Annotated in this window: 21 protein-coding genes; 15 read left to right on the forward strand and 6 right to left on the reverse strand. The window is 56.7% G+C overall.

Annotated features, from left to right (window positions below):
- Positions 1-205 precede the first annotated feature (205 nt).
- The 4 genes from D7S89_RS13180 to D7S89_RS13195 all read left to right on the forward strand — a co-directional run bounded on the left by D7S89_RS13180 (position 206) and on the right by D7S89_RS13195 (position 4198).
- A complete protein-coding gene (locus D7S89_RS13180) occupies positions 206-1033 on the forward strand; it encodes a hypothetical protein (protein WP_220702148.1) in 828 nt (275 codons plus the stop codon).
- Positions 1034-1085: 52 nt separating this feature from the next.
- Entirely contained in the window at positions 1086-2333 is a 1248-nt protein-coding gene (locus D7S89_RS13185; RefSeq protein WP_121278125.1) for a ComEC/Rec2 family competence protein, read from the forward strand.
- 101 nt (positions 2334-2434) lie between these two features.
- Positions 2435-3124, forward strand: coding sequence for a hypothetical protein (locus tag D7S89_RS13190; protein WP_147426649.1), 690 nt, complete (start codon positions 2435-2437; stop codon positions 3122-3124).
- Positions 3125-3286: 162 nt separating this feature from the next.
- The gene (locus D7S89_RS13195) at positions 3287-4198 is read left to right on the forward strand and encodes a hypothetical protein (protein ID WP_121278127.1); all 912 of its coding nucleotides are present in this window, start codon (positions 3287-3289) and stop codon (positions 4196-4198) included.
- A gap of 120 nt (positions 4199-4318) precedes the next feature.
- On the opposite strand, the gene D7S89_RS13200 is transcribed toward D7S89_RS13195, so the two are convergent.
- Genes D7S89_RS13200 through D7S89_RS13210 form a run of 3 tightly spaced genes read right to left on the reverse strand, consistent with a single transcriptional unit; the run spans position 4319 to position 7755 of the window.
- Positions 4319-6181, reverse strand: coding sequence for a hypothetical protein (locus D7S89_RS13200; protein ID WP_121278128.1), 1863 nt, complete (start codon positions 6179-6181; stop codon positions 4319-4321).
- Positions 6178-6915, reverse strand: coding sequence for a hypothetical protein (locus D7S89_RS13205; protein WP_121278129.1), 738 nt, complete (start codon positions 6913-6915; stop codon positions 6178-6180). Before D7S89_RS13205 ends, D7S89_RS13200 begins: the two co-directional genes overlap by 4 nt.
- Positions 6916-6918: 3 nt before the next feature.
- Positions 6919-7755, reverse strand: coding sequence for a vWA domain-containing protein (locus D7S89_RS13210; protein WP_121278130.1), 837 nt, complete (start codon positions 7753-7755; stop codon positions 6919-6921).
- Positions 7756-8284: 529 nt separating this feature from the next.
- On the opposite strand from D7S89_RS13210, the gene D7S89_RS27445 reads away from it, so the two are divergent.
- The 7 genes from D7S89_RS27445 (at position 8285) to D7S89_RS13240 (ending at position 16666) form a co-directional block, all read left to right on the forward strand.
- Positions 8285-8458 (forward strand): hypothetical protein, encoded by a 174-nt coding sequence (locus D7S89_RS27445; RefSeq protein ID WP_183085185.1) that lies wholly within the window; start codon positions 8285-8287, stop codon positions 8456-8458.
- 5 nt (positions 8459-8463) lie between these two features.
- Complete coding sequence (locus tag D7S89_RS13215; protein WP_121278131.1) at positions 8464-9045, forward strand: ABC-three component system protein; 582 nt, start codon at positions 8464-8466, stop codon at positions 9043-9045.
- A complete protein-coding gene (locus D7S89_RS13220; protein WP_183085186.1) occupies positions 9039-9539 on the forward strand; it encodes an ABC-three component system middle component 5 in 501 nt (166 codons plus the stop codon). Before D7S89_RS13215 ends, D7S89_RS13220 begins: the two co-directional genes overlap by 7 nt.
- Positions 9526-11439: an ATP-binding protein gene (locus tag D7S89_RS13225; RefSeq protein ID WP_121278132.1), complete on the forward strand. Its 1914-nt coding sequence runs from the start codon at positions 9526-9528 to the stop codon at positions 11437-11439. Before D7S89_RS13220 ends, D7S89_RS13225 begins: the two co-directional genes overlap by 14 nt.
- Before the next feature lie 69 nt (positions 11440-11508).
- On the forward strand, positions 11509-15462 hold the full coding sequence (locus D7S89_RS27780) for a reverse transcriptase (protein ID WP_121278133.1): 3954 nt from the start codon (positions 11509-11511) through the stop codon (positions 15460-15462).
- Between the two features lie 273 nt (positions 15463-15735).
- The gene (locus tag D7S89_RS27785) at positions 15736-16080 is read left to right on the forward strand and encodes a DUF4145 domain-containing protein (protein WP_245982869.1); all 345 of its coding nucleotides are present in this window, start codon (positions 15736-15738) and stop codon (positions 16078-16080) included.
- Between the two features lie 124 nt (positions 16081-16204).
- Complete coding sequence (locus D7S89_RS13240; RefSeq protein ID WP_226192704.1) at positions 16205-16666, forward strand: GIY-YIG nuclease family protein; 462 nt, start codon at positions 16205-16207, stop codon at positions 16664-16666.
- Between the two features lie 112 nt (positions 16667-16778).
- Here the strand turns inward: D7S89_RS13240 and D7S89_RS13245 are convergent, their stop codons facing one another.
- Positions 16779-17156, reverse strand: coding sequence for a helix-turn-helix domain-containing protein (locus D7S89_RS13245; protein ID WP_121278135.1), 378 nt, complete (start codon positions 17154-17156; stop codon positions 16779-16781).
- A gap of 302 nt (positions 17157-17458) precedes the next feature.
- On the opposite strand from D7S89_RS13245, the gene D7S89_RS13250 reads away from it, so the two are divergent.
- Both D7S89_RS13250 and D7S89_RS13255 read left to right on the forward strand, forming a co-directional pair.
- Positions 17459-17974: a DUF4189 domain-containing protein gene (locus tag D7S89_RS13250; RefSeq protein WP_121278136.1), complete on the forward strand. Its 516-nt coding sequence runs from the start codon at positions 17459-17461 to the stop codon at positions 17972-17974.
- 202 nt (positions 17975-18176) lie between these two features.
- Positions 18177-18701: a hypothetical protein gene (locus D7S89_RS13255; protein ID WP_245982871.1), complete on the forward strand. Its 525-nt coding sequence runs from the start codon at positions 18177-18179 to the stop codon at positions 18699-18701.
- Positions 18702-18859: 158 nt separating this feature from the next.
- Here D7S89_RS13255 and D7S89_RS13260 read toward each other — a convergent pair whose 3' ends face one another.
- Together D7S89_RS13260 and D7S89_RS28145 are read right to left on the reverse strand one after the other, a co-directional pair.
- Positions 18860-19282 (reverse strand): hypothetical protein, encoded by a 423-nt coding sequence (locus D7S89_RS13260; RefSeq protein WP_121278138.1) that lies wholly within the window; start codon positions 19280-19282, stop codon positions 18860-18862.
- Between the two features lie 678 nt (positions 19283-19960).
- Positions 19961-20692, reverse strand: a complete 732-nt coding sequence (locus D7S89_RS28145; RefSeq protein ID WP_121278139.1) for an H-NS family nucleoid-associated regulatory protein — start codon at positions 20690-20692, stop codon at positions 19961-19963.
- A gap of 270 nt (positions 20693-20962) precedes the next feature.
- On the opposite strand from D7S89_RS28145, the gene D7S89_RS13270 reads away from it, so the two are divergent.
- Together D7S89_RS13270 and D7S89_RS13275 are read left to right on the forward strand one after the other, a co-directional pair.
- Positions 20963-21394, forward strand: coding sequence for an STM2901 family protein (locus D7S89_RS13270; RefSeq protein WP_121278140.1), 432 nt, complete (start codon positions 20963-20965; stop codon positions 21392-21394).
- Positions 21394-21753 carry a DUF1493 family protein gene (locus D7S89_RS13275; protein WP_245982873.1) on the forward strand — a complete coding sequence of 120 codons (360 nt, stop codon included), beginning with the start codon at positions 21394-21396 and terminating at the stop codon, positions 21751-21753. Before D7S89_RS13270 ends, D7S89_RS13275 begins: the two co-directional genes overlap by 1 nt.
- The last annotated feature ends 514 nt before the right edge of the window (positions 21754-22267 follow it).

Consider the following 22267-nt stretch of genomic DNA (forward strand, 5'->3'; position numbering starts at 1 on the left):
GCACGGTGAAGAAGATTCAGAATAGCTTGCACGGCGTTGCGCTTTCGACAAGGACCGTCAGGTCTGATATAGACGACATCCCGTCGACAGGTATTCTCGGCCCCAGCACGTCTGAGCTGCTCGGCAGCAACGATGGTGAGAATCGAACACCGTTTCGACAATCCTCGCCCTCCGAAGCACCACTGGGCAAGACCAGTCAAGACAGATGCTCGCACTACCGTACCGAAACATGGCGTTTTGCTTTCACGCGGGCCTCATATCGGCCAAGCCGTCCTCCACTCATGTGGTCCACTATGTCCCCGCTGATGACCCGACTTCGACCTTCTACAACATGTACGACACGATATTGCGGCACGTTCGGGCGACCATTCGCGAACTGCCAAAGCTATACGGCTGGGACTTCGACGAGACAACAGTTCCGCTGGGAATTCGACTACCCGACACCAAGACGCTCGTTGATAAGAATCTCGCGTTGAAGGCGATGCTCAACGCGGCCTGGCGCCGAGGCTCCGACATCGAGCGGAAAGTGATAAGCGACTGGTATATAAAGGACTGGGGACGCGTTCGAACGAACGCACCCGAAACGCTCCTTCTATATGCAACAGCAAACGAGGAAGACATTCTCGCTCGGGGGGCTACGGGAATTGCCTCGTGGTCGAAGGCGTTGACTATTCGTGACCCGATGCGCTTTACGACCTTCGACGCTCGCACTTCGATTTCACTGAATGCTCTTCAGTTGCTTGGTCGTACGCCCAAACCGCTTATCTTCCCGTCACTGCCCAGCCGAAATTCACGCGTACCGCTGGCGCAAAAAACTGCGAAGCGCGTGCAAAAACTGAACGAATACGAGAGCATAAAGCCGACTGCGACCTATCGTGTCTACAACAAACTGCTCGCCGATGTTGCTGCCGCGCTCGGTGACAGCATCACGAACCAGATGGTTGAGATGGTGCTGTTTGCACAAGCTGACGAACTCAGCGAAAGGCTAGTAGCTCACTACGACTTCGGGACTCCAAGGCCTCCGAAGCAGTAGTGCCGGCGAGGCGAACGCATTCCTCGAACGCAATCTCCGTGGAGATGACTTTATGGATGGTCAACCGCTGCACATCCCCGACGGGGTGATGTATTGCCAGATTGAGACGTTCAATGGCGTCAAGGATTATGCCCCACGCATACCATGCGTTCGGCTATTCGGCGTCTCTCTATCCAGCTTCCAAAACGAGGAATGGGCGAACGCAAGTGGGTGCGAGGTCCACATCCTCGATATCAGTATACGGGACTGGTTAAGCCTAGCGAATCGAGCTCGATTAGAATTGAGCGCTAGATGGTACAAAGCCTTGCGCTCGTTCGATGAGGAGGCAGTTCCTCCGAATTCATCGAAAGAATCGCTTTGGGTCGAAGTCACGTACAAGCTGGCACACGGGCCTTCTGACAGCTATGCCTACCCAGCATTCACCGGTTCCGCACCCACCTATATCGGAATCGACACGGTGGCGTTTGTTCGGGGGCCAGCCCTCCCCTCATTCGCCATGACATCGAATGTTCCTTTACATCGGGTTCAAGGCTCTGAGCACGATTGGAAATTGGAGGGATTCCACGTAGGACAGGGGATGTGCTCCGTCTTTCACAACGACGAGTCGGGATTTCTTCTCGATGCTGGCGCAGGCACGCCCGTCAACAGAGATTCTTATCAGGCCCAGAAGATAGCCAACGAGTTGATGCCCCTCGTGAAGAAGCTGGCGACGAGTGATACAAGACTTCCAATGATAATCTCACATCCGGACGCGGACCATTGGAGGATATTGGACTGGGACGTGGAGTTACTCAACAGGGTAGGGCCAGTCTATTTGCCAAGCGGACGTCCTTCACTAGCGTTCAACTCGCACATCATAAAGCCGCGTGTGTATGGGATTGGCACTCAGACGCTTTTCCATAGCGGCGCGGCGTCCCTAAGCGTCTATCGTAGCGCTCCGACGTCAAGTGACAAGAACGGCGAATGCCTCGTGACCGTCTGTGAAGCCGCAGGCAAAAAAGCTCTGTTGCCCGGAGATTATGTCTACAAGCGCATGAAATCCGAGACAGGAACCCCCATTTCCATTCTCTCTGCCGGGCAATTTGATGCAGTGGTTGTACCACACCATGGGGACGAGGCGAGTTCTGAGCAAGTATTTTTACCCGTGGGGAGCGAGTCTAAAGCATTTTTCTCCGCTGGGACCCACCAAGGATACGGTCACCCGACACAATCGTCCATTGACGCGCACCGAGCTGTAGGCTTTGACATTCTTGAAGACCATGCTCAACGCGACATCGTTTCTGTTCCGCTGATTCCTTGACTTCCCCGATTGAATCAAGGGGCCGACACCTTCCCGCAAGGCCACCTAGGTTGGTAACTCGGCGGTCCAGACCGATAGACGCGAACCAAAGGAGAAAAGCTTTGACAACTGAATTCAATTTTACCGGCCTGCACCCGGCGTTTCTCGAGGCGGTCCAGCGGCATGAGCCGTCCATTGCCTTTACGCTCATCGACGGGCTCGGCAAGTTCACCTTCCTGCTATTCTTGAGAACGGATTCGGCGGGCAAGATTGTTTGGGGCGAACTCGAGCTATTCATACTGCTTGCCCGAACACAAGGAGTGATACGACGCAAGCTATACGGGCACCACAGAGCCGCAGGGGATTTCACGGCCTACCTCACAAATGACAACGAGAAAGCTATCCGCGCAGAGCTGGGGCTCGGGGAATCCGCGACCGGCGCGGCGGCGTTTGTGCTGCACGATTTCCTCGCCAAGCTGAATGAGATGATTCCGGCGTCGATTTCACTCGAGGCGAAGATGGCTGTTATCAAGGAGCATAGGACTGTTATCCAAACCCACTGTGCGGACTATATTGATAACGCGAGCAAGGTCTACCTGCTCCGGGTGGGTCCGCTAGAAGCTGGCAAAAAGCCACGAGAGGAAACATTGCGAAAGCTGTATATGCTTGCGGCACCGAGAGAGGATGTTGCCGCGCTCATTCGGAATCTTAAGCAAATCCGCTGGACTACATTCTGGACAGAGACGCGGCCAAAAAGCGACAAGTTCGCGGAAATTTTTGCGAAGGTCGCAGGAGTTATGGTCAGTCGGTAGCCGCTGCGTCGTAGACGCGTGAAGTACGCATCCAGCAGCTTCCATATAGTACGGTCCCGCAAAGCGGCCGCGCTGCTTCATCTCTGCGGAAGATGTGGAGTGCCTGGCCTCAAGGCGGACCTGCGATATAGTTGAGCGGTCATTCTTTTGACGGAGACAATCATGTCCCGCCTCGGCATCGAACACGACCATGGCCTTATCTACGAAGGCCCCGAAAATCCAAGCCATCTCACCGTCCCGACGCCGATAATTTCGCAGTGTGCGCTCATCGAGTCCCCGTCAGACCTTGGCAAATTACCTCGTGGGATGCTGAGTGACCCGTTTCGATGGATTTTTCGCGAGGACTCATTCGACCCAGTGTCGCGAGTTCGACGAGGTCGCCTTTTCCAGCCGTTTGAAAGAGCCAATCGCGTATCGTATTTCGTTGAAGCACATCCCAACTTGCTATCGGATAGTCGCCGGAGGACCGAAGACGGTCGGGTTCAGAAGGAATTGAATGTGTTCATTCATTGCACTGAACTGTTGGGACGCGCCAATCGAGGGGAGGGGCTCCAACTCGCGATAGGCAACGCGCAGGCGCACTCGCTCTGGCGAATCTTGCAGACTGAGCAGACGGTGAGTCAGGATGTGTTGGTGACGCTTCGAGCAGAGTCTGCATTTGGTGTCCTTCCCGCTCTCAACATTGACCAAGCTCCGGACGAAACGCGCAAGTCCGTGTCGGATGCCTACGAGCGCGTCATGCAAGTGGCGTATAGGGACTCGCCAACATCGGTCGTCGACCAATGCCGTAACCTGTGCGCCGTCGTCAGCGCGCGGTGGCTGTACAAGTTGACCGGAAACAGAGCAATGCTCGATGAAGACCTTGGCGACTCCATTACAGCGGTCAAGAAGCACTTCGGTGAAAAGGAGCAACGGCTCATTCGCGCGTCCCTCGAAACGGTTAATCTCCTCCACCCGAGGGGAAAGGACAACGAACGCGAACGCTACAAGCTTCGAGAGGTATCAAAGGAGGACGCTGAACTTGCCTTGCACGCAACCGGCTTCTTGCTGAGAGAGCTCGGATGGGGACGCTGAGACTCGCTCATTCCTGGTGATTGGCGCTACTTCGGTCGCAGACTTTGCCGGCGCCTTGCACACCGTAGAGCTGATGTACCGTTGTCTATGGCGAAGGCAACGGCCGAATTTTCGAGCGAGCTAATGCAGCACTAGCATCACTAGGGCGAGGAGGCAAAGCCCCCCCGCCACATAAACCCAGCCCGGGACGGCCTGTCTACCCGACTTGGAGTCGAAAGGCGCTTGCTGATACGTCGGTGTTGTGGTTGCCGCAGGAGACGCTGCCGCCGGTGGTTCGCGATGCCCCCGTTCGACCGGCTGCGGAATTGGGCGCGGCGCCGACATCGATTGTGGAACAACGGGTCGTGGTGCTTGTGTCGACGACGGTGGATTCTGCGTTGTTTTGGTCGATGGCAATGGACGTGGGTTGCGGGCTGCCAGGGCTACCGTAGGCGCCTGCTGTTGTGCCTTCATCTTCATTTGCGCTAAACGCTGCGCGTTCGCAGCTGTCGCACCGGTCGAGATGTTGGTTTGTACTGGTGACGGTCGTTGAGCCTTCGGCTCTTGCGGCGTGGGCTGGTTGGCGCCCATCCCAGCAAGCAATTTCCGATTGTCAGTCGCGGAGACACGAGGGCTCGGACTATCCTTCATTGCATCCGGCCGTTCGGAATCCATGCGATACCGTGCCTCATGCTCGTCGATGGTGTGAATCTGCCCCGGAGCAGAAACGACTAGCTGGACGTATACGCGCCCGTCTCGCTCTCTCCTCCTTCGAATTTGGCCCTTCACACTCAACCACCGCCCCTTCCATGAGCTTTGCGGCTTGATTTTCATCTTGCGTAGGACGTCGTCCCAAATCGTAAGCCGCACGCTGTTTCCTGGTCGCCAATCGCCGAAATTGATGAAGACGTACGGACGGTTGTTACCGTCTTTCGTCTTTTTGTTCGCGACGTCCACGACCATACCCACCAATTCGACCACCTCGTCCAGTTCATCGAGAGCGCCAGCAAAGTTCGACGCATCGACGACAGGATGGGACGGGAGATAGCGTCCGCGCGCGAATTTGGCTCCCAACTCCGGAGCAAGATATCTCGGTCCCGTGGGGATACCCTGACCCAAAATGAAGTCAGCCAGGGAAGGCACGCGGTCGGCGCCAGCGAGGCATATGGTCGCGAAGCTCGCGACGTCCCGTGCGAGCTCACCAATCCGCGACAGCGACGCGAACACACGAGAACTCTGCGGCGAGGCGAAATCATTTGCCCGGAACACAAATGCGTCTGCGTCGCTGTTTGTATGGCCCCATAGCTCGGCTGCGGCGCTAATCGCTCGGAGTGCGATGTCGAGCGAAATAAACGCAAATCTATCCAGTTTCGCGTTGAACAGCGTATGGTCTCGTCCCGAGTGCTGGAAGTTTCGGTGACCTATCTCAGCGCTATGCATGCCCGCAAGCGCCGGAACAAACATGCCGTCGTAATCGATAAGCCTTATTGACGCACCGTCCGGTGCAACCATCAAGTTGCCGGGTTGGATGTCGCCGTGGGCTATACCTTGACTCTCGAGATATTGTGCGAGCCGACGAAGCGCTTCGATTAGCCTAGCCAGCCTCGTCCGGTCGTCGTAGTACTGTTCAACGAATTCGCCTAGAGTGACGCCGCTCGCCCACTCCATCTTCACGATAGGGTAGGCAGTGCCATCCACCCATATCCCGTTCCTCGCGAAGTTGAACCGCACGAAGTACGGCGACCTCAACGTCTCAAGATGACGTGAGACGGCGGTGTAACGGTCTTCGCGGTCCTTCGATTCTTTGTGGAAGCACCGAAGAGCGACTTTCCGATTTTGCGCCAGTGTGAAGGTATAGGTGAGGGCAAAGCCTCCGCACATGACGAGCGGAAGTCCAAAGCCATCTCTTGCAACGGAGCCTTGTGCAAGCTCAGCGTCCCCACGAAATGCCGTATTGGGGAATTGCAGTACCTCTTGGTACCGTTCCAGAGTCGGGTACGTCATTTCGCTTCGGGTCGGCTACGCACTGCAAGGACGAGTAGAGAGGTGTCGTCGATACGCAGGGCTCCTTCGCGTCTTTCGGACAGAACAAGCTCGGTGAACGCAGCATCAGTATTCACCGACAGCAGCCTTTCCAGGCGCGAGCCTGTGTGGTTTTCCGACAATAGCCACTGACCCAATGCGTCCGTCATGAGAAGGACAACGCTGCCTTCGCTGAGGCGCCAGACCGTACCGGAATCGTTGTTAAACGACGCCGCACTCACGAACTCATTCGCTTCGGAGCGTGTAGACAGAAGTCGCGGACGCTCGTCGAACTCGACAGCGGATGTGTATGGGTACGACCGCACGATTTTCATGCCTTCGGAATGTACGGCGATGCTGTCACCCACCGAAACAATCTCGAGGTCCCCCAAGTCTTCTCGCCATTCGCAGCCAAGTAAGGTCGAGAAGCTACCACGGTCGAACGCCATTTGTTCGGACCAGCCAAGACTGTTGTAGTCCCATCCACGGTCATACGTTTGGCGCACCGCACTGACCCATTCAGGGCTCACGGCGGGAAGCTCGACGAATCGAGACGCGAGCAGGTTTGCCCAGGCACGTGAATCGAACGATTCCGAAGCGCCGTCTGCAACGGCGAAGACGCCACGGCCCTCGTCGATGCAAACCGCATCCTCATTCCGCTCAGGCTCGTCGGCGACCTTTGCCACAGTCGACTGAAACTCTAGAACCAGCCGCATAAATTATCGGAGCTGCGACGCGCGGGTGCCGATGTCGAAGAAGTTCACGATTTGTTCAGCCTCGGCGTTGAACATGAAACCTCGGCTCTCGAACGAAGCCGCAATGCCCTTCTCTTGGGCAACGCGCACCAGATGCTCCGGAAGCTGGCTCGACATACGGAAAAGCAGCTTGGCGTACTGGTCTGCGAGGGCGTTCTCTGATGCCGGAAATTGCACTGGTTGTCCCGCTTGAGAGCTTACGTGCAGGTTCAGCAACAGTACGTTGCCATCCTCCGTCTGGAACTGGCGCAGCGTATCGGCAAGCTCTTCCGGGTCGCCATCAGTTGAGTCACCATCGGTAACGTGTAGAACCGTTGGCGGATAGCTCCTGGGATGCGCGTCACACCATCCAGCGAGCGCTTCGGCCGCCGCCATGATTGCTGCTCTCATAGGCGTACCGCCATCGGCCTTGGGCTCGAACCACACGGGAAACTTCGTCAACTGGTCGACGAGTCCGCCGGCACCATCATCCACCTTTCGTTTTCGTTCTTCGATACGGAGCGGATTGGCCTCGACCACCGAGATTGGCTGCAAGGTCGTCTGCGAAAGTACACCGTGAAAGCCGTTCGTTACCGAGTCGCCACCGTAGCCGAGAACCCCAACATTGAAATAGTCTCGGACGCCATCCGACTTCCTGCAGCGAACGATGAGGGTTGCCAGAGTCCGATTCAGGACGTCGGCAACGAATTGCGCTTTTGTGCGTTCGCTTCCCGCCATCCTGTCCTCCATGGACCGTGACTGGTCAACAAGAAACAGCAATGCGGTAGGGTCACTGCGCTGAATGGCTGCCTGGTAAGCCATATTGTTCTCCGTGTGGGGGTACCGTTGCCTAATTTTATTTAACCGCAAACATACCAGCAGCCATCATGATATGCCAGCGGCGGCCGCTATTGCTGGAGGTTGCTTGTCACGGCAGTACAGAAACTACAGCACATTTCTCCCCGCAGATATGCCATATGCATGGCGACGGCGATTGAAAACGATTTCCTTTCGAGTTCAGCCCAAAGGGCAAACGGTTGCGGAATGGAAGTCGTGTGTCGGCTCCCCAGACAGCGGGCGCAAGCTCCGGTTATCGCAAGCTAAATGTTAGGTCCGCACAGGGCTGATACCGTTTCGGTTTCGTTCCCCGGCGCCACTATCGCTCCACCGAGTTTGAGGTGGAGCCGTGCCCGGGCAGGGAAACCGTCGCCCCATGCCAATGAAAATGCTTGTTTGAAATCTTCTCGAAAGTTTCCATGCCCGATATTTTCGGCTCGTAATCATTGATGTCGCGCCTGGCCGCCAATACAATCGCGCTAACAACTCAAAGATTTCGCACTTCGGGGGCACCATGGACTTGTGGACGCACATCGCCACGTTTCTGGCCGGCTTAGCGACCGGCTGGACGCTAAAGGTCGTGATTTCCAATCGTTCGAACCGTTCGCACCGCGCTACCTTTGTTTCACAGAGGGGCAACATGGCAGGCGGCGATATCGTCGGCGGCGACAAGAGCACCCGCGAGTAGTATTCGTGTTCACGAACCAAAGCAATAACGAGGTCAATGGCGGAGACCTCGTTGCGGGCGACAAGGTCGATAACAGCACGACTACAGTCATCCACGTCACGTCGAATGGCTCGGCCAGCGAAGAGTTGTCAAAGCTCTACGAGAAGTTAAAAACTGACGGCATCGGTGACCCGTCAGGCGGAAAATTTTCCGAGAAGCTCGAGCATTACATGTCGTCGGTGACCGATGGAGACGTGCGAGGGCTTGAGAGAAAGTTGTGCGAAAGCGGGAGAGAAGACCTCCTGCATGCCGCTCTCAGCCTCAAAGAGCGCGCCGCCAAGTCCATCATGAAGCATCAGACGTCGAGAACGGCGCAGCGAATCTTCACCATTGTCCTCACCGAGCTGCACGCGCGATTCACTCTCACTGTCACGCCGGTTATCCAGCAGGGTCTCGACCGCGTCGCAGTCGACCAGTGCATCAATACGATTATTCAAGGGACTCAAAACGTGTTGGGCGAGAACGTTCTTGAGTTGGATGCCATGGACCTGCTCGCGTTGCTCTATTACCTCGGCGGCAACTGCCATATCCGGTGGGACAAATGCTGATATACCACCCTGCCTATGACGCCTATCACTGTGTGTTCCGGATGCTGCTCATTGCCGAGCGAGTCTCTGGCATCGAGGTGGAGAAAGCGCGAATCTTGGACTTCTATCTGGTTTTCCCGGGCATGGTGAAAAAGATACGTTTGCCGGACACACTCAAAGTACTCCGGGCCCATGCAAAAGGCGCTGGTAACGTGTACCGCGACCCTGTCAGCAGTACCTCTACATTTATGGAGATGCGGCATATACAGGAAGCTGCACTCAAGTCAATTGCCGCGTCTGGCTTGATTGACCTCGAGAGATTCTCGGCCGGATATGTTGTGCGCTCGCAAGCGCCGGTTCCGCCTTCGCTCGCGGCAAAGCTGGACGAATTTGTGGCCGCAAACTCGCCTATGGCCGAGAGTATCCTTGACGGCCTCTCACAGATTCCACTGCTTGGGAACAACGGGCTGAAGCATCGTTCCGAACTCATGGAGTACCGGTATGACTATGCTTGACCCGACGCTGCGCGTAAACCGACTCGTCGTTTTCCAGGGCGGTCACGTCGCATTCGACTGCTCGTTCCACAGCGGTGTCAACGTCATTCGCGGCCGAAATAGCTCCGGCAAAACAACCATCATGGACCTTCTCGCGTTCTCATTGGGCGCAGAAAATATCCGATGGAAGCCCGAGGCACTGCGTTGCACGGATACGTTCGTTGAAGTACAGCTTAACGGCGCCGTCGCGTGTCTTCGTCGTGAGATTGATACGGCACTTCAACGCCCAATGTCGATATTTTGGGGCGCACTCGACGCATCACTGAAGGCCGGCCCGCAACAGTGGGAGCTGTACCCCTTCAAGCGAAGCGCGTATCGCATCAGCTTCTCGCAAGCATTGTTCGATGCGCTTGACATGCCGCAAGCGCAGGGTGACGGAGCATCGAACCTAACGATGCATCAGCTTTTGCGCGTCCTCTATGCAGACCAGCCATCGGTACACAGCCCGATTTTCCGCCTCGACAACTTTGATAGTCCGCTAACGCGCGACATGGTCGGCGGGTACCTCAGCGGCGTATATGACGACCGGCTTTATTCAGCGCAACTGCGACTTCGTGAACTTGAAGGGCAGATTGCTAAGCAGGAGACGGAGTTACGGGGCATCTTTCACGTACTTGGACGTTCTGGGCAAACCCCGGACCTTCAGTTTTTGACCGATAAAATTTCTGAACTCGAAGCAGCTCGCAAGGCACTTTCCGATACGCTGATAAAACTGAAGCAGGACCGAACTCTGCCTCGCAAAGACGCGAACAACGCGCGCGCCTCCGCCGACACTTTGCGTAGCGCCTTGAACGCCGCTCGCCAGGCCGAATCCGCAGCCAAGGACCGACTCGCCGCACTCGAACTCGACATCGAAGACTCTCGTCTGTTCGTTCGCGAACTCGAGTCCAGACTGCAGAGCCTGGGTGAGTCGAAAGAAACGCGGACGTATTTTAGTAACCTGCAATTTCAGTTTTGCCCGAGCTGCCTCGCCGAGCTTCCAAAAGCAAAGGCGGACTCTCACGTTTGTCATCTTTGTACGAGCTCTCTCGGTGACGGCCGGGCCGATACGCAGCTTCTGCGGATGAAGAACGAGTTGAACATCCAACTCAAAGAATCAACGACTCTCATTGAAGCTCGTCTGCAGGATGCCGAAAAGCTCCGTGTGGAGGTCCCCTACCTTTCACAACGAGTGAGAAAGCTGGAGCAGGACTATGCTGCGGCAGCCACGTCTTGGTCCAGCGAACTCGAGGTTGCCCTCGAGGAAAACGCCCGCAAGCTTGGTGCGGTCGATGAAGAAATACGTCAAGCGTACGAGCATCAAAAACTCGCTGCCGTCATCTCGGAACTGCAGAAGCGTCGTGACGCACTAACCGCCGAAATCAAGCGACTGCAAGAAAGCATCATACGCTTGGAGCAACAGCAAGCCGAGCGGAAGGTCGAAGTCGCGAATGCGATTACCGCTGCAATGGTGCGGCTTCTCAAGCTCGACCTGCCCCTGACGCCTGAATTCATTAATGCGCAAGCAGCGAACTTCGACTTCGTCGCAAACAACGTCTACGTTAACGGCTCCAAGAATTTTTCTGAGAGCTCGGCTGTAGTGTTGCGCCATGTCTTCCACCTCGCGCTGCTCACAGCAAGCGTTCAGAAGCCGTTCATGCGCGTACCGCGCTTCATGATGCTCGACGGAATCGACGATGGGGGCATGGAAAAGGCCCGCAGCCACCGCCTGCAGGAAATTATCGTCGAGGAATGCGCGAGCTATGACGCCGACTATCAGCTCATCTTCGCGACTTCGGACATAAACCCGAAGTTCGAGGAGACCGACTTGGTGGTGGGCCGTTTCTTTACGCCCGAGGCTCGTTCACTCGACGTGCGGTAAACCTAGCCTGACAACTGCCATTGCGATGCGTGTCGGCGTCTTAAAAGCTCTGTCGAATTGAGAGGAACCGTGTCAGTCATCAAGCAGCAGTACGAAAGCCTAGCCCCGAAGGGCGAATGTCTTTCGGACCTCGTTGTTCTCGCACAGGCCTGGAAGAAGTCACACACTTTCATTCGAAGACACAATTGGTACGCCGATGTTCTCGAGCTCGATTGCTCAACAGTTGACCTCGAGGAGCGCCTCAAGCAATGGGCGGATGAAGTCGCGCAGCCGCAGTTTTCGACCGCTGAGTTGTTGCTCGTGCCTGCCCCAAAGAACGCGCGATGGGAGTTCAAGGCAGCTCCAGACCTACGTGCCATTCCCGACATTCTCGACGTCAACTTGGACGATTTCGGTTCCGAACCATCGTTTGGGGACTGGGTACCAATCGAAAATAGCGATGCTCAATCTCAGAATTCCCCGGACTCCGGTCAAAAGCTGCGCCCACTAGCTCACGTCGCGATACGGGACCAGACGCTCGCGACAGCCATCATGATGTGTCTCGCTGAGGGCATTGAATCCCAGCAGGGGGACGCCACCGAACGCGACTTAACCAAGCTACGAAAATCTGGGGTCGTTAGCTATGGCAACCGGCTCCAGTGTCGCTGGGTGGAGAGGGTGAACGGCAGAAAGCGCGCCCGCTTTTCTTGGGGTAATAGCCGAACCTACAGACAATATTTCGAAGACTACCGCGCATTCCTTTCTCGACCGCGACGGGTCTGTGCTGAGCTTTCGCCGCAAACCGCATCGCGCAAGGAACTTTTCGTCGTGTCGCTCGACATCAAGTCGTTCTTTGACTGTGTCGATAGCACGGCATTGGTACACGAACTTTATCGGCTACAGGAAAGCTATCAGGAACACGAGGGCTTGTCCGAGAAGAACTCCGCAGACGTGCCGTTCTGGGAACTGACATCGCGCATACTTAGTTGGCGGTGGCGCGAAAGCGACCACGAATCTGCACCGCTGATTCACGGTCCGGACTTCGAGCACCTTGCGCGAGGTCTCCCGCAAGGACTCGTCGCGTCGGGATTTTTTGCCAATGCCTATCTTGTCGCATTCGACGCCGAAATGTGGGCTGCATGCGAGGCGGAGAAGCAACTGCCGGAAAATATTCGCGTGCTGGACTATTGTCGCTATGTTGACGACCTTCGGATTGTGGTCGAGGCACCGCTAGCGATGGGTACCGCCGGGAGCGAAAGGACGCTGCAACGAGTCCAACAATTTGTATCGGAGATGTTGGCGAATCACTGCCGGCGTCTACAGGCAAACGTGTCACTTACGCTTTCCCAACAAAAATGCAGCATCACACCATACCGGTCGATTTCAGCGCAGAGCAATGTCTCATCGCTAATGGAAGCGTTAAACGCCGAGCTAAGCGGAACGTTCGACCTTGAATCCTTGGTCCAGACGGCAGGAGGCCTCGAGGGTCTTTTATGGATGTCGGAGCAAATCGAAGACGCTCCTCCATCCAGCCGCTCACGACTCGCCCTCGCAAATGTAGCCGCTCCCAACACCGATGTGCGGGACGATACCGTCAAACGTTTCGTAGCAAGTAGGCTGGCTCAGGTAATGCGCCACAGGTTGACGATGACAGATACCGAATCGCCGGCGGACATTGATGTGGCAGGCTCCGACGCCGTGACCGCCGGAGCGGCGCTCTCCCATGAATTCGAACAAACCGCTCGAAAACTCATAAAGTGCTGGGCCGAGAATCCTTCACTTGCACTGTTGCTGAGATGCGGCCTCGACCTCTTTCCTCACCCAAGGCTGCTTTCCCCTGTTACCGAGGCGCTAATATCCAAGCTACCAGGAGCACAAAACACGTTCGACAGCAAACAGCTTAGACAGGTTCGCACAGCCGAATACGTAGCCGCTGACTTGTTGCGCGCCGGTGCCACAGAGACTGGCTATCGCGACAGGGATGAATACCCGGAGCTCGTCGATATCGAAGGTTATCGGGAGAGCCTCGGTGCATTTGCGCGATGGATACTGCTTGAGTACAAGCATGCGCCCTGGTATCTGCTTCAACAGGTCCGTCTCTACCTTTCCTCCATTGGCGATTTCTCGAACGTTCGGGCTGTGAATGGAATCGTGGAGGAGTCCTACACGTTGCTCCATCGCGCCTCGCTATATCAGCCAGTTCGTTCCGGAGACCTGCTCCGCCTCCTGCCGTTTGCGCTCGTAGCCCAGCAGCTGAATCCCCATCCGCGACGATTCGGCGTGTGGCTCGCCGAATGCCTTCGTCGGACGCGGAGCGAAAGCGAACAGGCCAAAGCCGTTACAACGGTCGCGCTCAACCGGCCGGATTTGATGCTGGAAGCATTGAGGTCGAAGACCATCAAAGCCAACGGATGGGTCAAGCACGTGCCGACGCCGCTCGCCGAAGTTGACCGCAAGATGCACAAGAGGGGAAAGTCGACCGACGGCACGCGGACCCTCATTCGTTGCATGCTCGACAACGACAACATCTTTGCGCAAGAAAACGGTTTGCTGGTACTCGCCCAAGCACTGCTGCACGCCCCGGACATTCAAACTCGCCTATCTGAAGGCTTAGACGCTAGCGAGATTATTCTCCGGTGTAAGGAATGGGACCAAATTCATTCGATTCCAACAATCACGGACTTCTTGACGGTCGAACTCACTCCCGGTTCGGGCAGGCAGAATCCATTGTATGAAACACCACCTTGGGTTGATGAGGAAAAGGCTTGGCTGTACGGACTAGGACGAATACTTCGCGCTGCGTTGACTGGTGAATTCGACTTTACGAGCCGGCGCTATCTCGTGACGGAAGATGTCGGCCGGTATTTCGGTCTTCGAAGTACATGGTATAAGCGCCGGTTCGGCATGCTGAACTCGGGAACCGGCTTACTTGACGAGCCGACGCCCATCTCACCTTGGCTTTCTGGATTGTTGTCGACGTTGCTTCAGTGGCCAGGGGTCGAATTCAGGGCGAACGACGCCGCTGCTGCAGGTGACGCCAAAACCCCGGAAGAACTGCTAGCTCTAATCGAGCAACGAGCGACGGAACAGCGTGCGCTGTACGGTTCGCGCAGCCGCACCCCGATGTACGTCATACCTGCATCAGGGGATGATGCGCCACTGAGCGATAGACCATTGCACGTTGCAATTGTGCAGCCGCTTCGGCCAAGGCGTGACGATTTCGATGCGAAGGACCCGACGCATTGGACGCAGGGGATGCTTGCCGAGCATCGAAGGCACCTTGCTGCAGTATGCCGACTCGCTGAACAGCAGCTACGAACGTGGGCGTCAGCGCGCAGCCACGTCGGCGCGGACGAAGGCCCGTTAGTCGACATAGTGTTGTTCCCCGAACTCTCGGTGCATCCAGAGCACATCGGCTTGCTTCGTCGACTGTCGGACAAACTAAAAGCAAACGTTTTTTCCGGTCTGACCTTCGTTCATTCTGACAAGGTCGGAGGCCCGATAAATCAAGGAATTTGGTTGATTCGCAGCGAAACTGCCGAACACGGACGAAGCATCCAGTACGTTTGGCAAGGCAAGCTTCATCCGATGAAGCTGGAACGAGTCATGGGCATTAAGCCGTATCGGCCACACGTGACACTTGTTGAGTTACCAATCGGCACGAAGTCGCCGACTCGGATAGCTGCGGCGATTTGCTACGATGCGACAGACCTTGATTTGGTTGCAGACCTCCGGACCAGGTCCGATGTCTTTCTCGTTGCAGCGCTCAACCAGGATGTTCAGACATTCGACAATATGGTCGCTGCCTTGCATTTCCACATGTACCAGCCCGTCATATTGGCGAACTCCGGCGAGTTCGGCGGCTCGACCGCTCAAGTCCCGCTGCCAAAACACGAGCGCCTCGTGGCGCATGTGCATGGCAGCAATCAGATAGCGGTCAGCGTGTTCGAAGTCGACCCCGCACCGTTCAAGTCCACGACAACGCCGAAGGCCACACAAGAACTCAAGGCGCCTCCCGCTGGCTACAAGGGGCGTCCCAGTTAGACGCAACGTATGAGTACAAATCAGACTATCGTTATCGATTGCCCGCAATGTGCCGTACGCGTTAAGTCCGAAGCCTCCTGCTGGGTCGGAGATGCGCAAGAACAAGCATATTTCCTAGCGGAATGTTCGTCTTGTCGACAGCCGCTGTTCGGTTCGTCGTCCCTCATTCGAGACGAGCGGGGTGACTGGGAGTGGGACACAGCGGAACGGCTTTGGCCTGCGCCGCTGATAGCGGACTTGGGTCCGTCGGTCCCGCCTGCGGCGCGGCGAGACGTGAGCGCCGCGCAAAAGTGCTTTAGTCACGGCATCTATCCCGCCGCTGCGGTTATGTGCGGCCGTGCTTTAGAGCGACTCGTCGCGGAAAAGACGGGGAAACCACAGTCCCTTGTTAGGGGCCTTGCCGAATTGAGAGCGCAAGGTGTCATCGACGAACGGCTTCACGCGTGGGCAGATGCCTTACGTGTCGAGCGCAATATCGGCGCTCATGCGTCCAACACGGAAACGACGAAAGACGATGCCGAAGACATCATCGACTTTACAGTCGCGATATTCGACTACGTCTACACTCTTGCGGAGCGATATCAAAAGTATCTCAAACGAAAAGAGGCTGGGGGATAGCCGCCCTCGGTACGAGGAAGACGCCATGCGAGCACCAGATTGATAGGCTCCATTTCGCAAAGGTCGGCGAGTCGTAGGTTGAAGCTCTCCGAGCGCCCTAAGTAATTTCTGATTTGATAGAGTGATGAAGATAAAGATTCATTGGACCACCGCATTGACCCTTCGAGCTGACCCACAGCTCATATATAGCCCGTCTGTACTTGAAAGCGTGGACGACGTGCCGGGGGTCTACGTATTCGCGCGGAAGTACGGCAGTCGCGTTACCCCGCTGTATGTGGGGAAAGCTCTAAACCTAAAAGGGAGAATCAAGCAACAGTTAAACAACTTGCGACTGATGCGCCAAATCCAGGACTGGGAAAAAAACGGCGCTCGGGTCCTTTTGCTTGGGTATCTGAAGGTTCACGGTTCGCAAGACGTAGGAACGGCGTTGGACGTCATCGAGCGCGCACTGATTGAACATGGGCTTGCCGAGGGACATCCTCTCGTCAACGTACAAGGTACTCGTACTCCGTTCCACACACTAAGCTTCACGGGCAATAGAATGTCCGAACAGGTTGCGCCACGTCAGATGTTCGTTAAAGCATGAAAGCGAGTTCCCCACGAGCCTCAAACTCGTGGGGCCTGTCGGGGATGGCCTTGGCCTGAGATGCGTCCACTTCCGTGTCTTGATTTTTCGCTCAAACCAGCGGTCGATGTGGTCAACTTGCACCGCTCGAACGGTTTCGCCGCCTGGCTGGCGGGCATCTTTCAAGCAGTTTACTAGTCCAGACCTTCATCTGCTCAAGCAGGAACAGTCGGTCGTCTCCGGCGAGCGGCTCTAGAAGACGCACGATATCGTGCGCGACCTGCTGCGCGTCGCCCGAACTCCCTTCCAACAGGTCCATCCACGAGCACTCGAGTACCGCACAGAGCCGCTCGAGTGTCGCAACACCCGGCATCACCGCCCCTCGCTCGAACCTAGAGACCGTCTCGGCATCGACGTCGATTTGCTCTGCGACGGCGGCTTGCGTCAGCCCGCGCTGCTTCCGAACCGATGCGATGTTCCGGCCAATGACCGACGCGAGGCTTGTAGCCATTACTCAACTCAACCTGTGGAGAGACACATAAAAATGTTGAGTTGCTGGCAGCGGTTTGGTAAGGTTTCAATCTGTAGACAACCAACATATTAGTCCGGGTCGCCCACAAAACGCAGACTGTCGCCCACGGACGACTCGCCGGCGACACGCCGCCGCGAGCCCGCCTCGGGTACCCGCTGAAAACAAAGGAAGCTGGCTCCTGCCAGCGGGCCGGCGATATTTCGCCCATGCATCGGCGTCCGTGGCCGAGCTCATGACCGAGCGGCGCGACGTCGGTCGACATTTGGACAGACGGGGAAAACATGAAGAAATCGGGGATTGTCGCGGCCGTGCTTGCCGCAGCTTTGCTAGCCGTCGCCTCGCCAGCGACGTACGCGTGGACCGACATTGTCTCGGGCCCCTACCTCGAGAATGACCAGCACGGTTTTTCGCACACCTTCTACGTATCCGGCGTTTGGCCAACCAAGGGGAAGGCGTCGGCCCAGGCGCATATGGAGTGCGTGCAGGACAACAGCTTCGAGGACCGCTTTCGCGGTAGCTGCCAATCAATCGCTACGTTCGACGGCCCGGCTGTCATCGCCCTTGTAACGGCTGAAAACCACTACTGGTCAGCATATGCTTCCCCGGACACGAACACCGCAGTACGGAAGGCAATGGCACTTTGTCATAAGGACAAAGCGGAGGAGTGTCAGCTGACAAATATCTACTGGGATTTCGGGCACAACTTCCTCGATGCCCCGGAGAGCTTCAAGCAGCTCTACATGAAACTTCACGACGGCGAATACTGGCGGCCACTGAAGGGCTACTGGGTTCCCTGATTCGCGTGCGCGAAACCGTCCGGCGCGCTACCACGTAGCGCCTCCGTTCCGCCACGTGTCCGCCATCGTCTCCGATGACGTCACGACTAGCGACGGCATACGAGCACGCCTCAGTCGGATGCGTCCCATTCTTAAGGCACCGCTGAGCGGCATGTTAGCGCTCGGCGGGAAAGACTCACGACCATACTTGGGACAACTAAACATGAAACATCGGCAAATTGCAGCGACGACCGCTTGCATCTTTCTCGCGATTCTGACAACCGGCTGCGCGACGGTTACTGGCGGGACCACGCAAAACGTATCAGTGAAGACACAAAAGAACGCAGCCGATGTTGCAGGAGCGGACTGCACCCTGTCGAACTCAAGGGGTAGCTGGACGGTGGCCACGCCCGGCACGGTGAGCGTCCATCGGGCAAAGGACGACCTGAATATCCATTGCTCGAAAGATGGTGAACGCGACATCATCATGGCCGTTAAGTCGAGGACACGCACGGGAACGATAGTTGGAAATGTCGTCCTATTAGGCGTAGGCGCCTTGGTTCTGGATGGGGTCGACAAGGCAAATGGCTCGGCCTACGCCTATCCGGAAACCATCACAGCGTCGTTTGTAAACGGCGATGAGCTGCCAGGCATCCCTGGTGACGCAAGTACCGGCTCTATCAACGGCACGCCAGCTCAAGCAGCAGCGACGCCAGCGATAAACACCGCATCGAGTCTGACCAGGTAACGCAACAACTCGAGGAGGTCGCGCATAGTTCTGGACTCGCTGCCGGAGCGGATGACTGCGCCGTTGATGTACGGCGCAGTCATCGAGACGTCGACGCTCTTGATAGGCGAGCGTCAACGATGCAGGCAATCTTTCTCGGTTGCCGCACAGAACGGCGATTACATGATGTCGGTCCACTCGACCGATTCGAACGTGCGACATTGGCGTGCTCCGTAGAACACGCTGTTGACGCCGAGTTCATATGCAGCATCGAACATGCAACGCCCGCACAGGGCTGCCAAGTCAACACGCGCTTCCCGAGCGAACTCATCTGCACTTGAAAACCAGAGCGCGAACACTTTCGCGCCGTCTCGAGGCTCCGCTAGCCCAGCAACGGCCTCCAGACGATACGCTAGAGTGCCGTCCGCCTTTCGCGCTGACGCCAGCTTCTCGTAGTCAGCGGCGACCGCCCTGTGGGCCGCCTCGTAGGCCGAGAATGCCTTCGCTTGAAGTTCGGCAGGCGTCTCACTGCCGACGGTCATGTCCGCCAGTTGGAACAGGAACGCGACCTCGACTTTGATTAGTTTTGTACTGTTCTTCATATTCGCGAGTATGCGATGGACATTGGGTGCTCGGGCTAAGGCAGCGCTCGCAATGACATGTACGTGGAGGCGGTGTTGGGCGCCGCGAAAGAATCCCTCGCGGCGTCAGCGACTCTGAACCACAAAGACCGCTCGGACACAGCAGAGCCTCATCCACGCGTGCCGTGTCCGTCTCTCGCGGCGGCGCCGCGATGTTCGGAGCTCTTCTCAGTTCCGCTTGAATCCCGACGCAGCCCACGCATTCGCTTCTGCGAAGGAAAGCACCTCATCTGCGGGAACCCAGCGGAGGCCGCTGGGACTATGTATCGCCACACACAACCCCGACGCTTCGAGAGCGACGCCAACGTATGTGCCGAGCCGCCCGACGAACGGGTCGCTGGCCCAGATGACGCGACGGGTAGGCGTAATCGAAAGATGGCGGCGGTGGGGGTTGCCGCTCGATGCGGAGCTCTTTTGCATGTGTACCTCTGTGCGAACGAATCCATTGGCCGGCGACGAAGTCGCTCGGGTCTTAAAAGGATTCGCTACCAACGGGAGATATGAGAGCTCGCGAAGAGGTGCGAACGCGCCGAAAATAACCGACGGCTGCCGGTGCAGTCAAGAGCAGCGCTGATAGGGCCGCTGCCGTTGACTGGTCAAACTACCAAGGCCCGACGGCCACACGCGACCTAACATTGCTTAGGCGGTACCTGCCTGCGCCGTGTCCTGGCGAATGAGGAATTGAGAGCGGTCGCCGGCAGCCGCGAGCCACGCTGGCGCCGGGCCACGTCCGCTCCAAGTCGCGCCAGTCTCCGGATTGAGATATTTCGCGGGTTGCTTGCCTTTCGGCGGTCCCTTCCGAGTCCGCGATGCAGCAGTGGTTGCTGCTTTGCCTTTCGACTTCCTGGGCATTACCTCAATAGCCCCGTCGACACCAATCGAAAACTTCGAGCGGTCCTTCGCATCCGCAATCCATGCTGGCGCCCGACCACGGCCCGACCAGGTCGCGCCGGTCTTGGGGTCGCGGTACTTCACGGGCTGCTGCCCACGAACGTAGTTACCCTTCCTTTTCGCCGTGTCTCCGTCAGACATCGACGTACTCACAGCATTCCCATCGACAAGAAAACGATTGCGGTTTTTTACGTTCGCAATCCACGCCGGCGCACGGCCGCGACCGCTCCATGTCGCGCCTGACTTCGGGTCCTGATATTTCGCCGCGACCGATGCGGTGCGCGTCGTGGCCGACTTACCGCGTCGTGCTCCACCATTCTTGCCGCCGAGGTACGCCTCGATGTCGACAACCGAAATTCCGCTCTCCTTCATAAGCGCGACGATGCGGTCGAGGATAACCGCAGCTTTCTTGGCTCTCATCGCTTCAGCTTGTTCTTGCAGGCGGCGAATCTTTGTCTCGATTGCTTCCAGGGTGGGCATGAGTTCCTCTCAAGAAAACGATTTCGACGCACTATGCCACGACGGCACAGAGTCCGCTACACCACATTGACGCCAAGCAGACATTTGCTGGAAGACTATGCGACGGCTCCGGCCATGCGAGAGCACACTCGAACCGAGGCCTCAAAGGGCACGTCTCTTTCCTCTTGGCGGTGTTGTCCTAACCACCGCGACTTACTCGGCAAGCAACGTCGCTGTGATAGCATAGCCGGCGCTTCGCGCAGTGAAAAACAAACAAAAGAGAGGGCCGAAATGAGCAACGTATATCAATACAATGGGCACAACGACCTGACACCGCGTGAGCTGTTCTTGTTTATCGCGATGCAAGAAACGAGCGAGCAACTCGGGATTGACGACGTCGAATACCTAATACTCATCTTTTGCGGATTCAATTTTCTGCCGACGCGCGGGAAGCCGGCAGGGGCGACCCCGGGTACGTCGGTCGCATCTGTGATGTCCCGCTCGCTGTTCAAGTACAAATTCAGAAAGCGTGTGTTGCCGACCTTCACCATCGAAAGCATGAAGGCCTTCAGATGGGTCCTGACGCACAAGCTGAGCGTATTCATTGGCAGAACGTTGCCGGGTGTCGGCTGGGTCTTGATGGCAAGAGATGTCGCCACGATTGGCTACCAGACAGTGCTGAAGTACAACCGGCTTGCTCGACCTGAAGACAGGGTGTTCTGATGCAACAATACACTCGCGACGACCTCGTGGCGTTCATCCGGGAAGAAGCTTGCATGTCTTCCAAGAAACCCATCACCGATGACATGGACGTGGTGTATTCCCTCGGACAACATGGGGATGACGCCGATGAGTTCATGGAGAAGTACTTCGACACTTTCAAAGTGGACCGAGGTGACTACGACTTTCGTCGGTACTTCTTCATGGAGGGCGAGGGTTTTATCTCGCACTTCTTTCAAAAGTTCATACTAAGACGGCCCCATTCGCTAAAGAGAGAAACGATGACGGTCGGAATGCTCTATAGGGCAATCGTCAGCCGCAAATGGGATTGCGAAGCTCTGTCGGAGAAGAAGTACTACTGAGAAGACGCCTCTTGACGCAAAAGGCGGGAGGCCGCCTTCCGGCGGCCTTGCTTTTGCACTGCGCGTACACACGCAATATTCTCTCGAGCTACATCGAGTGGAGCCTGACGCAGTCAGCCCAATCGGCACTAGCGTTGTTGGATACTAGGTACGTATCTCGTTCGATAGGCGACAGGCTATTCCAGAAGGGGCTCCAAAACTGACGCCACCAGTACGCAACATCGCCTTGCAGCGCGCCCAACCCGAGCGGGTCCAAGTGTGGGAACACGGTCCACGGCGGAGGTGGTGAGAACCTACCTTCTGCGATATGGTGAAACACCTCAGCATCGTCTGAAACGACGGCTACGACGACGCCAGAGAATTTCGGCGCCTGACTCAGGTGGATATGGAAGTGCGCGCCTCCACCGGCCTTGCTGTAAGCGGCTCCACCGGCAGGCTCGTATCCCCGCGTCGCCGCCTGTACGAGCGGGGTGGCATCCGATTCGCAAACCTGGAACTGAGCAAAAAATGCCCT

The organism is Trinickia fusca, assembly GCF_003628145.1.
GTDB classification, from domain to species: Bacteria; Pseudomonadota; Gammaproteobacteria; order Burkholderiales; family Burkholderiaceae; genus Trinickia; species Trinickia fusca.